Genomic DNA, 11,908 nt, shown 5'->3' with positions numbered 1-11,908 from the left:
GGAAAGTAAATGTTATTGAGGGCGAATTAGAACTGGTGTCCCGTTAGGTACGATAGATGCAAGTTGAAGGACATCTTGGTTATACATACGGACACATCCGCGAGAGACAGCTTTTCCGATAGAGCTGGGATCGTTTGTTCCATGAATTCCATAGGATAATTTGGAGAGGGAAAGCCACATTGCGCCAAATGGACCTCCAGGGTTAGGTTGTCGGTTTACGATAATATAGTTGCCGACAGGAGTTTCAAAGAGCATCCTGCCTACTGCAATGGGATATGTTTTGACGATAACCCCATTTTCCTTCAGTACGAGCTTCCTATTTGCGATGGATATTTCAATGGAATAGGGGATTGTATCTGCATTAGGAAGGCCTGGTATGATGATTTGCTGACCCGGATAGATGATATTAGGATTTGCAATGGCATTGACAGCCATAATCTCAGCTAAAGGCTTTCGATAATCCAGCGAAATCATACCAAGAGTTTCTCCTTGTTTAACAACATGAATAGCCACCATACTCACCACTTTCACTTTCATAATTATCTTAAAAAAGCCGTGCAAAGAGTGCAGCGGCTTTAGGTTTCAACCAGTACATTATCTATAATAAGGATATGGTGGGTATGGTCTTGGGTAAGGTCTTGGGTAAGGTCCAGGATACGGTCCATAATAAGGGTATGGTGGGTAATAAGGTCTAGGTGCTAAAAGAGTACCTACTGCCAATCCTCCTAAGAACGGAAAAAAAGGAAAACCGAAACCTAATCCTCCAATTAATCTGTTATTCTGATAGTTTCGATACATAGACATATGCCTCCTTTATAGGGTCACTATAATGTATGGCAATGCTAATAGGTATGCGCTTGTACCCAGTAGCCCATTTATTGGCGTTCAAGGGTGAAAAATGCAATTTCTGGGGGCGCTAAAAAGCGGTAGGGCTCTCTAGTAGTGCCTAAACCCTTATTCACATATAAGGTCAAATCATCCAAATGATAAAAACCTTCATAAAATTTAGACCCGAGCGGTGGAGTTATTAATGGGCCGAAAAAAGGAATCTGCACTTGTCCTCCATGAGAATGTCCGGACAGCTGTAAATTTACATGAAACTGCTCTGCTATGGAGTCCGCTGCGTCCCCTTCATGGGCTAATAATATTGTATAAGCGTCTTCAGGAATACCACGTAGCGTTACGTTAAAATCAGGCCTTCCTAGCATCAAATCATCCACTCCAGCAATGAATAGTTGACTTTTATCTATTAATTCAATCTTAGTATTCTCATTTTTCAACACGGTGAAATCAGAAGACTCCATGATTTCCTCGTAAGTCTCCGTCCCGTAGCCACCGTGGTCATGGTTACCGTAAATCGCAAATTTTCCAAGTGGGGCATGGATCTTTTTCAATATATTTATTAGGTTGTATGACCCATCGTATTCTAATGGATTGTCCATCAGATCTCCTGTGAAGAAAACGATATCGGGTTCCTCTTCATTAATTAGACGAACCACTTTTTCCAATTCTGCTTGCCCAAAATGGTGACCAATGTGTGTATCAGAGAATTGAGCAATCTTTATTCCGGAAAAGCTTTTTGGGATGCTTGGATGTTTAATGGTATGTTTTAATTTGTTCATTTGCTTTGGTTCAATATATCTAGCATAGAAATAACCTGCACCACTTGTAAGGAAAGCAGTGAAAACTATTGTAAAGATTCGTTTGAAAAAGGCTCTTCGTGTTAATTTACTCATAGTTATACCAACCTAACCTATCATAATATCACTCATTATAGCACCAATTAGTGATGAATTTCTCTTTCTATCATTCTACTTTCAATGGAAACTTTTTGAATAAATTTTGTAAAACATTTTGACTATTTTGAACATTAGGTTAGAATAGTATAGAGACATAGGATTGGGGGAGATTTTATGGGAGAAAAGAAAGTTGCCATCATTACCGGTGGCTCAAGCGGTATGGGGAAATATATGGCTTTGAAGTTCGCTCAAGAAGGTTATAATGTGGTGATCACCGGTCGTGATCTTGATCGTCTTGCGCAAGCTAAAGAGGAGATTAAGGGACATGATGGTGAAGTCTTGACCGTACAGATGGATGTAAGAGAGCCTGAGCATGTGGAGAGAATGGTGAAGTTGACGGACGAAGCATTTGGTAGAATTGATTTGCTGGTCAACAATGCAGCCGGAAACTTTATCTGCCCAGCTGAAAAATTATCTGTTAACGGATGGAAGTCTGTTATTGACATCGTCTTGAATGGAACGTTTTATTGTAGTTCTGCTGTGGGTAATTATTGGATGGAACGAAAAGTTAAGGGCAGTATGATCAATATGGTTGCCACCTATGCCTGGAATGCAGGGGCAGGTGTGGTGCATTCAGCTGCGGCAAAAGCAGGAGTCCTATCCCTTACAAGAACACTTGCAGTGGAGTGGGGGACGAAATACGGAATTCGAGTGAACGCAATCGCTCCAGGACCAATCGAAAGAACTGGCGGTGCAGACAAATTAATGCAATCAGAGGAAGAGGCTAAAAAAGTTGCGGCAAGCGTGCCATTGAAGCGGTTTGGAACACCTGAAGAAATTGCCGAATTAGCATTTTTCCTAAGCTCAGAAAAAGCCGCATACATAAACGGAGAATGTGTAACAATGGACGGGGGCCAATGGCTCCACCCATTCCCGTTTTAAATAATAGGGATTTTTAGCAGTTAATTGGAGCAAAAGGCGAAGACTCCTGAGGGGGATAGCGCTAGGTTGAGACCCCACAGGCGCAGCCGAGGAGGCTCCACCAGCGCCCCTAGGAAAGCGAAGCCATTTGCGGAAATTAACAGCGGTTGTTAAAGCGATAATTTAAAAGCCCGGTAAAGCAATTTTTATTTTGCTTTACCGGGCTTTTTTTCATACTTGTATACCTGTTTTGCTCATACTAAGCAAAAGCATCAAGGAGGAAACCTAATGAGTATCTTTTACAAGTATGATTGGGACGAGCAAAATAAAGAACTTACAGTGTATATTAACCCAACAGAAGCATTCTATGAATTCTCTGTTGAATACGCTGGCACCCATGAAAAAGTATCAAAAAGAAAAAATCTACTGGAATCAGCAAGGAAATTAGCCTCAGATGTATTGCCAAAAGGAACGGTTGTAAACAGCTATCGCGTCAAATTCCAACAATTTCTTATTGCTGTTTTGGATGAAAAGAATGGAGCTACTAGAGAACTTTTGGAAGGTCAAGCTTGCGGAAGTTACAAAGTGAAACATAATGAAACGTTAAAAGACATATCTCAAATGTTTTCCGTTGATGTAAACAGCTTGAAAAAGGTTAATCACCTTGAAAGTGATACCATTTTCACTGGGATGGATCTTAAAGTACCCTGCTATCTTCACACGGTGGTCACTTCAGACAGTTTGTTAAAGATAGCTCAGAGATACGACATATCACGTGAGTCAGTCCGGCAATTAAACAATTTAGATACGGATTGTTTGAAAACTGGACAAGAATTAAAGATCCCTAAAAGAATGCAATAAAAAATCCTGGCACCTCACTATTTCCACGTCATAATTTGCCCTATAACATGATATAATCGTTCCAAACAAGACAAAGGGGAGAATGAGATGGATCCACTTGATATTATGACGAATATCGAAAAGGTCACCCCTTATTTTCAAGCAATTTTTAGTGCAGATGCCCAAGAAGTAATTGGATATGAAGTGCTAGGAAGGTTTCAGTTGGAAAACGGTGATGTGAAAAGTTTAGGGTCATTTTTTCGTGACGATACTGTGCCTGGGGAATACCAGCTCGAAGTAGATAAGGTAATTATCAATAAAGCATTAACCTACTATACCGAACAAGATTGTACGTTAAGGTTATTCTTCAATCAAAACGCAGACCTTCTTTTGGAAGATCAGGGAGAATCATTGCTTGAACTTTTTCTGTCGTATGTTCCAAAAGGATTAAAGCTGGAAAATATCGTAATTGAAATAGACGAACATTCTTCTAAAGAAGGAGAAGAATATCTTCAGAACCTCTTTAATTACTATAGAACCTATGGTATTCAACTTTCAGTGGCTAATATCGGGGACACGGGTGCAAACATGGATCGAATTGGACGCTTGAATCCGAATATACTAAAAGTTAATTTAGAAATTCTTCGTCAATCACATGAAGTTGCAGCTCATCAAGATATCTTGCACTCTTTATCCATTTTATCGAGAAAAATTGGAGCTGCACTAATGTATGAGAACATGGAAGCGTCTTTTCAATTGCAATATGCTTGGAGAAATGGTGGCAGGTTTTATCAGGGTTACTATCTACATAAACCTGGTCGGGCTTTTATTAACATTAACCATGCAAAGAAAATGCTTGTTGAGAAGTTCCAACAATTTATTCGTTATGAAAAAAGAAAACTACAGGCTATTCATCAGTTTACGGGAATGCTCCAAACTAGACTTCATCCTCTCCTATTAAAAGGGCATAACCTAGAAGATTATGATGATTGGCTACACTCTATCGCAGAGGAACTTAACAATATTAGCTTCCGAATGTATATTTGTGACGAGAATGGATTCCAGCTTTCTCCCAATCTCTTAAGAGATAATGGGAAGTGGAAAGCAGACAGCCAATATAGAGGGAAGAATTGGAGTTGGAGACCTTATTTTCTTGAACATATCATGAAAATGAGCATGGAGAAAAAAGGAATATTATCGGACTTGTATAGTGATATTGAAACAGGTGAAAGTGTTCGTACCTATTCTTGTCTAATTACGAAAAACCGCTTCCTATATGTCGATATATCTTATGAGTATTTATATGAAAACCAGGATCTTTTATAAGCAGTGAATAGAATTTACCCGTTTGTTTACCTTAAGAGTATAGTTTGCTCGGTGAGGTGATTGAAATGGGTTCTTTTGATTTTATTTTGGCTATTTTAGCATTGATTATTGTTGCTGGCGCCATGGTCTATACGTATAAATTAGGGCGTCAGGAAAGTACACAGGCAACAACCCAGGATTCATCCATTAGTGAAAAAGTCCAAGATCATTATGTAATGAAAAATCCTGTTTTTGTAGCCTTATTAATAGCAACGGTATTAATATTGTTGTATATCGTATATGCTGCACTTAATTCTAATTGGTAGTAGAGGACCCTTACAAAAATTGTAAGGGTTTTTTGTGTTTGGAGTTGAGTTAGAAGGGTAGTGGTATAGAGAGTGAATAATTTGTCAGTTTTCAACGTAATTTTACGAACGGTTACAAACCCTTGTCCGCTCTGTTCTTGATACAATTAGTACACATCATCTGAGGAGGAGAATGGATTGCTTAAAAATATGACAGGAATTATTGCCATCATAACCGTAATATTTTTCGGCTCAAGCTATGCTAGTGCGGAACAATCGCCTGTAGACCATGAAGTATATTCCTTTTTGAAAGATGCGTTTCAATCACAGATTTCACTGGGAGAAAAACATCATTCGTTAGAAGAAATAGATCAGCTACTAGATCCCTATTTTACAAAAGAGTATCAGCAATCTTTTCTAAAAGAGCATTTATTTAAAGAAGAAGCAGGCTATATAACATACGGTACTGATTTTCCGGCATATTACATTCCTTTCTTTAGCTATGATGAAGAAACAAAAGTGATTAAAGGGCAAGATGGAGAGTTTATTGTTTATGAATTCTTTGCTTCCGATGAGGACATGCCAAGCCTTTATGATGATCACTATGAGTATGTAAAAATACAAGAAACATCTTCGGGCTGGAAAGTGACGGACTATGGTTTTGAATATGAGACGCCAGGATTTGTGAAAAGCATTGAAAAGGAACAAGAGGCTAACATAGTCAAAACATTATCCAGTTTAAATGTCAGTGTATACCAAACTTACCCCATTGGAATGTTAGCTAATCCGTTTTTCCATTCTTTCCCCAATAGCATTCCAATGATGATTTCTCATTTATTTCATGGATATGATAAAAATAGCTTCCTCGTAACAAGGTGACATACTTAAAAAAGAGCGTAAAACAAACGCTCTTTTTTTGGTGAAAGCAAATAAAAAGCTTTCTTCTATCATCTTATTAGTGGTATGATGTATTCTCTTGCGAAATTCACTTTAGAGCCTATTCCTCTATGCCTAATAAACTTTGTAGCTTTGACAGGTCAAATCCTTTTACAACCTGCTCATCGACTGTTACAGTAGGAGTGGAATATGACTGTAATTCATGTACTAAATAATCTCTTGCTTGTAGATCCTCAGAGATGTCAATCACCTTATAGGAAATATTATGGTGTGTTAAGAATTGTTTTACCACCTGACACGGGGGACAATCAGGTTGAGTATAGACGGTTATATTCATGGATACAGCTCCTCGTAAGAAAAATTTCACAACTTCGCATGTTTTATTCGTCATTTTAGACTACAATAAAAGGGAAGTTATGTACGAATACTATAATATTAATATTCCTACCTTTATTTTACCGAATATTGAAAGGTTTTGTACAAAAATACGAATGGCCTTACAAAACAAGGTGAATGATATAGGTAGGAAGGAATAGAAGGAGAGTTGTTACATGTCACTATTAGTAGGGATTGTAAAAAGATTAAATGATTTAAAAGAAACATCAGAAGCTGGAAATGAACCAGCACAGCGCTTTTTCGAAGTAAATGGAGAAAAAGTCTGCAGCGTGAAGTTCTTCGATAAGACCAATACATATGAATTGGAAGTATTTCTAAAAGGGGAAAACCCTAAAACGTATCAATTTGACAATATTGATATGATTGCCATTGAAATATTTGACCTGATCCACTAAGAAAAACAGGGAAACCTGAATTTCATCATGGAGGGATCTAAGATGGGTAAAAACATTGATGATTATATAGATAAAGGGTTAAAAGGAACACCTGAAACAAAGCCTAGCGAGAGAAGGGAATACCTCTCTCAGCTACGCGAGCGGATTATTCTTGCCTTAACAAACGGCCAAGTAATCCAACAGAAGCCTTATAAACCCATTTCGGATTTGATGAAGAGGTACCCATCTTCTAAACTGTATCTGGATGGAGATCTGGATTATATGCATCTTTCTAAATATATCCGGATTGCTAATGAAAATAATATCCCATTTACCATTGTCGACGATAAAGCATCTTCAACCAATATTGGACTAGTGCTTGCAAATCCAACAGCAATTGATAAAGATGATATTTTTGTCTCTAGGGAAGAATTTCAACGTCATTTATAGTAGGAGTGGTTTACATGATGCCAACGGTTCACTGTCCTAAGTGCAATCGCGAAGAAGAAATGGATAAAGTACTTACTGCCCATTCAAATCAAAATGTCATGTATCGATGCCCACATTGTGCGTATTCGAAGTCACAAATCCAAACAAGTAAAGGTTAACCAGGCTGTGTTTCTGCAGCCTGGTTTTTTTGTGCTCTTTTGTCCATTAACAGCTTAAAAATCATTAGAATATACGTATAAACTTCTGATAATCGCGACAATAATGTAGATATATTTGTCATCCAAACCGCTAAACGTAAGAAAAGACTACTTTTTTGGGAGAAAGGAACATATAAGTATAAGGGAAAGTACGGAAAAGGAAGTGGATAAATGGATAACCCCAGCAAGTTTATTAATATTACCCACGGCTACCTTACTTTTGAACAAGCTTATGAAAAGATCCTTTTGTTTATCCAGAAAGACGTGAGGGCCCCATACTTACTATCGATTGGTACAGATTCACATGTTTATCAACAAGAGACAAAATTCATGACAGCGGTGCATCTCCATCGCGTTGGTAAGGGAGCATGGGGTTGTGTAAGGCCATACATCGTTAATAGAGCCATTAGAAGCCTGCATGAAAAAATATCACTTGAGACTGCATTAAGTCAAGAAATTGCGATGTTATTTACGATGGAAAAATTAGAAAAGATACAAAATCTGTTGCTGCCGCACTTGGAACATGGAGCAGATTTCCACTTTGAAATTCATCTCGATATTGGACAAAAAGGTGCTACAAAAGATTTCATACAGGAAATGACAGGCAGGATTACTGCCATGGGCTTGGATGCCAAAATAAAGCCGGATGCATACACTGCCTTCTGTTATGCAAACCGCTATACAAAGTAAAACCAATCATGGAAAGGAGTGAAAATGTTGCAATGGTGACTTTAACGCAAGAAGAAAAAGATCTGCTGGTAACCTTATTGATATCAACTGATGTAGCCAAGGAATTGGTTATCAGTGAAATAAATGATATAGAGGTGGGAGAAAAAGAACTTGAAAAAATAACATACCAAAAACTGATAGAATTGTATGACAAAATCTCCTAGTGATTTTCTTCCTGTAGCTGCCTATATAGGGCAGTTTTTTTATTGTTTAGTTTTTAGTATCCAGAGGAATGTCTTTCATCTCGCCGTTATGAGGACTTTGGTGGGAAGGAATGAGGTGACGAGAAGTCTTCATCGCCGTTATGAAGACCTTAGTGGGGATGAATTAAGTAGAGAGAAGTCTTCATCGCCGTTATGAAGACCTTAGTGGGGAAGAATTAGGTAGAGAGAAGTCTTCATAATCGTTATGAAGACCTTAGTGGGGAAGAATTAGGTAGAGAGAAGTCTTCATAATCGTTATGAGGACCTTAGTGGGGAAGAATTAGGTAGAGAGAAGTCTTCATAATCGTTATGAGGACCTTAGTGGGGAAGAATTAGGTAGAGAGAAGTATTCATAACCGTTATGAGGACCTTAATGGATAGAAAATAGGTAAAGAGAAGTCTTTATAGCTTATGTACCTCCCAGCCAATAAGGTAAGCGAACCTCATCATGTGCCTATGTCTATTATTGAATATGTTTAATTTAACTTTGTCGAAGAATGAAGATTTTTTTATTTAGGTTAAAATTCGAGTCCAAGTCATATTTGTGCTACAATGATATTGGTCAATTACACAACGTGGCATATAGTATTAGAGAGTAAATAAAGAGAGGAAGAACATTTATGATCAGCCTCCAAAGTAGTAAAGTATTAGGAGCAACTATCAAAGATTTAATTATCCCAGCCGAACGGGTGGCACATGTACAAGTAAAAAACAATTTAGAACACGCATTATTGGTTTTGACGAAAACAGGTTATACAGCTGTACCTGTTCTTGATCCTAAATATAGGTTGCATGGTCTTGTCAGCACTACCCACATTATGGATTCTATCCTTGGTTTAGAACGAATTGAATTTGATAAACTTGAACATATGATTGTGGAAGATGTTATGAATAAAGAGCTTCCTTGTTTAAATGTTACAGATACTGTGGAAAAAGGTTTGGAGCTTTTAGTTGACCATCCTTTTGTCTGTGTGCAAGATGAAGACGATGTGTTTGAAGGTATCCTCACACGCCGTACAATCCTAGACAGATTGAATACACATTTTCAAACGAATGAAACGGAAAAAGACCCGGAAGCTTAGGGTCTTTTTTTTAATTACAGTCGAAGGTTGCATTAAATTGGTTAAAGGGTACAATTTACATAGAGTCACGAAATATATATCCATTTAAATAATTTTCTAGTGCCAAACATGAGAGAGAGAAGGGAAAGAAATGGGAACTGCAACGCTCGAGAGGCAAGAAGTGAAACAAGCCTCACCAAACAAAACGAAAAAGCCATTAGTGCTAGCAGCCATTATGCTTGCAATGTTTATGGCTGCCATTGAAGCGACCATTGTGTCCACAGCCATGCCTGCCATCGCTGCAGATCTTGGGGGATTCTCTTTATACAGTTGGGTATTCTCTTCTTATTTATTAATGAATGCCGTAACCGTCTTGATATACGGCAAACTATCGGATTTGTTTGGAAGAAAGCCAATACTTACTTTCGGAATCATCGTATTTTTAATTGGGTCTTTATTGTGTGGAATGGCTACTTCCATTGAAATGTTAATCATTTTCCGATTTATTCAAGGTTTCGGAGCAGGAGCAGTTATGCCCATTGCATCTACTATTGTGGGGGATATGTACACAAAAGAGGAAAGGGCAAAAATTCAAGGGTATTTATCGAGTGTATGGGGAATATCTGCAATCTTAGGACCTGCTATTGGTGGATTGCTTGTTCAGTATGTTAGCTGGAGATTTGTATTTTGGGTAAACATACCTTTAGGAATTTTAGCGATTGTTGGTCTTTATCTCTTTCTACATGAAGGAGTGGAAAAGAAGAAACACTCAATTGATTATGCAGGTGCGGGATTGTTATTTGTATCTGTGAGTTCATTCATGCTTGTCATGGTGGAAGGCGGTGTAAGATGGGAGTGGATGTCGGCACCTGTATTTAGTCTTATAGCCGTATCAGCAATAGCCTTTATATTCTTTATTCTTCAAGAAAAGAGAGCTAAAGATCCGATGATGCCGTTTGATATTTGGCAGGAACGGTCCATTCTGATTGCCAATACTACATCATTGACCACTGGTGTCATGTTAATAGGTATTTCTAGTTTTTTACCAGCCTTTGTTCAAGGTGTTATGGAGAGGCCGCCGATTGTTGCAGGTTTTACCTTGACTACCATGTCCATTGGATGGCCAATAGCAGCAATGATAGCAGGAAGACTCTTATTGAAAATTGGATTTCGAACCACTTCCATTATAGGAGGAGTTGCCTTGATACTGGGAAGCATCATTTTCATGACACTAAGCCCTGATGATGGACCAGTCTGGGCCGCTTTTGGTTCCTTCATGATCGGAGTGGGGATGGGCTTTTCAACAACTGCCTTCATTGTCTCTATACAAAGCACAGTTCCTTGGCAAAAACGAGGAGTAGCAACTGCATCCAATATGTTTATGAGAACACTCGGAAGTACAATCGGAGCTGCACTTTTAGGTGGAATATTGAATTCCAGAATACAGGAGCACTTGAAAGAAAATGGAGCTTTGGGTGAGTTTTCTTTAGATTCCACGACACTACTTCTAAATGAGAATCAGCGCAATCAGCTTTCAGAATCCATGAGAGTGTTGCTTCAGGATGGATTAACTTCCGCACTTCAGACTGTTTATCTTGTTGTTGCAGGGTTTGCTGTCATCAGCTTCATCTTAATATTGCTTTTGCCTAAGAAAAGTTAAAAAAGCGCCAGCTCTTAAATGAGATTTTGAGAGCTGGCGCTTTTTCGTTGCTACTATATTATTTTCAAGAATAAGTAGACGATGAGAAAAATAGAAAAAGCGCTAAGTATCTTCTGCCACGGAAGAAAAGCCAGCCTGTTGGCCAATTTTATTGCAGTTTGTGCACCTAGAAAAGAGCCTATCCCCAAGGCCACTCCAACCTTCCAATCAAAATAGCCCATGGAGAAGTAAACAATAAATGACACGAAACAGCTTGCGAAAGTTTGTAGCCTGGTGAGTCCGATACTAGTTAGAAAAGAATGTCCTGCGGTTAAGAAAGAATGCATAAGCAGCGTGGCTTGACCTGGACCGAATAGTCCGTCGAAGGCACCAATTCCTATATAAGTTGGATAAAACAGCGAGGACGGCGTGTCATTGTTGTCATTTCGCTTTATCTTGGATTTTACGATATTAAGAATGGTGGCAATGACCAACAAACCCAAAGCTACTTTAAGCAAAATCTCCTCTGTAAGAAAGGATGCTAATAAAGCACCAGTAATCCCTCCAGTGATGGTAAATGGCACAATGGATAATCCTAGTTTCAAGTTTACTTGTTTCTTTTTCCAAATCGTATAAAAGCTAGTAAACGAACTGAAAGAGTTAGAAAATTTATTGGATGCAATCGCAGTGTGAATAGGCACTCCCAATAGCAACATCGAAGGTAAATTAATCAGGCCTCCTCCTCCTCCGAGGGTTCCAATGAATGTGGCGATAAAGCCGATTAACGTAAGATAGTAGTATGGTGTTTCCATAGTGTCACCTTCTTTCAACGATCCTTTGTCTTTCTACTTC

At 38.5% G+C, this 11,908-nt stretch carries 17 protein-coding genes; 12 read left to right on the top strand and 5 right to left on the bottom strand.

Annotated features, from left to right (window positions below):
* Positions 1–12: 12 nt before the first annotated feature.
* The 3 genes from FZC76_RS02570 to FZC76_RS02560 form a co-directional block, all read right to left on the bottom strand.
* Entirely contained in the window at positions 13–516 is a 504-nt protein-coding gene (locus tag FZC76_RS02570; protein WP_392396804.1) for a L,D-transpeptidase family protein, read from the bottom strand.
* A 78-nt stretch (positions 517–594) separates the two neighbouring features.
* On the bottom strand, positions 595–798 hold the full coding sequence (locus FZC76_RS02565) for a hypothetical protein (protein ID WP_148986701.1): 204 nt from the start codon (positions 796–798) through the stop codon (positions 595–597).
* Between the two features lie 77 nt (positions 799–875).
* Positions 876–1,736 carry a metallophosphoesterase gene (locus FZC76_RS02560; protein ID WP_148986700.1) on the bottom strand — a complete coding sequence of 287 codons (861 nt, stop codon included), beginning with the start codon at positions 1,734–1,736 and terminating at the stop codon, positions 876–878.
* Positions 1,737–1,913: 177 nt separating this feature from the next.
* Here FZC76_RS02560 and fadH point away from each other — a divergent pair, with 177 nt between their 5' ends.
* From fadH to FZC76_RS02535, 5 genes are all read left to right on the top strand, one after another.
* Complete coding sequence (gene fadH / locus FZC76_RS02555; protein WP_148986699.1) at positions 1,914–2,681, top strand: 2,4-dienoyl-CoA reductase; 768 nt, start codon at positions 1,914–1,916, stop codon at positions 2,679–2,681.
* 267 nt (positions 2,682–2,948) lie between these two features.
* Entirely contained in the window at positions 2,949–3,521 is a 573-nt protein-coding gene (locus FZC76_RS02550) for a LysM peptidoglycan-binding domain-containing protein (RefSeq protein ID WP_148986698.1), read from the top strand.
* 87 nt (positions 3,522–3,608) lie between these two features.
* A complete protein-coding gene (locus tag FZC76_RS02545; RefSeq protein WP_148986697.1) occupies positions 3,609–4,826 on the top strand; it encodes an EAL domain-containing protein in 1,218 nt (405 codons plus the stop codon).
* A gap of 44 nt (positions 4,827–4,870) precedes the next feature.
* Positions 4,871–5,131, top strand: coding sequence for a hypothetical protein (locus tag FZC76_RS02540; RefSeq protein WP_148986696.1), 261 nt, complete (start codon positions 4,871–4,873; stop codon positions 5,129–5,131).
* A gap of 177 nt (positions 5,132–5,308) precedes the next feature.
* A complete protein-coding gene (locus tag FZC76_RS02535; protein ID WP_148986695.1) occupies positions 5,309–5,989 on the top strand; it encodes a DUF3993 domain-containing protein in 681 nt (226 codons plus the stop codon).
* A gap of 118 nt (positions 5,990–6,107) precedes the next feature.
* On the opposite strand, the gene FZC76_RS02530 is transcribed toward FZC76_RS02535, so the two are convergent.
* The gene (locus FZC76_RS02530) at positions 6,108–6,344 is read right to left on the bottom strand and encodes a glutaredoxin domain-containing protein (protein WP_148986694.1); all 237 of its coding nucleotides are present in this window, start codon (positions 6,342–6,344) and stop codon (positions 6,108–6,110) included.
* Between the two features lie 214 nt (positions 6,345–6,558).
* Here FZC76_RS02530 and FZC76_RS02525 point away from each other — a divergent pair, with 214 nt between their 5' ends.
* The 7 genes from FZC76_RS02525 to FZC76_RS02500 all read left to right on the top strand — a co-directional run bounded on the left by FZC76_RS02525 (position 6,559) and on the right by FZC76_RS02500 (position 11,077).
* A complete protein-coding gene (locus tag FZC76_RS02525) occupies positions 6,559–6,798 on the top strand; it encodes a YkuJ family protein (protein WP_010192712.1) in 240 nt (79 codons plus the stop codon).
* Positions 6,799–6,840: 42 nt separating this feature from the next.
* Positions 6,841–7,227, top strand: a complete 387-nt coding sequence (locus FZC76_RS02520; RefSeq protein ID WP_148986693.1) for a YueI family protein — start codon at positions 6,841–6,843, stop codon at positions 7,225–7,227.
* 14 nt (positions 7,228–7,241) lie between these two features.
* Positions 7,242–7,385, top strand: a complete 144-nt coding sequence (locus FZC76_RS22855; RefSeq protein ID WP_168864073.1) for a hypothetical protein — start codon at positions 7,242–7,244, stop codon at positions 7,383–7,385.
* A gap of 210 nt (positions 7,386–7,595) precedes the next feature.
* Complete coding sequence (locus FZC76_RS02515) at positions 7,596–8,114, top strand: ribonuclease H-like YkuK family protein (RefSeq protein ID WP_148986692.1); 519 nt, start codon at positions 7,596–7,598, stop codon at positions 8,112–8,114.
* A 32-nt stretch (positions 8,115–8,146) separates the two neighbouring features.
* Positions 8,147–8,317 (top strand): antirepressor AbbA, encoded by a 171-nt coding sequence (gene abbA / locus FZC76_RS02510; protein WP_148986691.1) that lies wholly within the window; start codon positions 8,147–8,149, stop codon positions 8,315–8,317.
* A 659-nt stretch (positions 8,318–8,976) separates the two neighbouring features.
* Positions 8,977–9,438, top strand: coding sequence for a cyclic-di-AMP-binding protein CbpB (gene cbpB, locus FZC76_RS02505; protein WP_148986690.1), 462 nt, complete (start codon positions 8,977–8,979; stop codon positions 9,436–9,438).
* Positions 9,439–9,568: 130 nt separating this feature from the next.
* Complete coding sequence (locus FZC76_RS02500) at positions 9,569–11,077, top strand: MDR family MFS transporter (protein WP_148986689.1); 1,509 nt, start codon at positions 9,569–9,571, stop codon at positions 11,075–11,077.
* Between the two features lie 53 nt (positions 11,078–11,130).
* Here FZC76_RS02500 and FZC76_RS02495 read toward each other — a convergent pair whose 3' ends face one another.
* Positions 11,131–11,868 (bottom strand): sulfite exporter TauE/SafE family protein, encoded by a 738-nt coding sequence (locus FZC76_RS02495; RefSeq protein WP_148986688.1) that lies wholly within the window; start codon positions 11,866–11,868, stop codon positions 11,131–11,133.
* Positions 11,869–11,908 lie beyond the last annotated feature (40 nt).

Origin of the sequence: Sutcliffiella horikoshii (assembly GCF_008180725.1) — a bacterium.
GTDB lineage: Bacteria > Bacillota > Bacilli > Bacillales > Bacillaceae_I > Sutcliffiella_A > Sutcliffiella_A horikoshii_B.
Note: the sequence above shows the minus strand (reverse complement) of the source record. Positions and strands in the feature narration are given on the sequence as shown.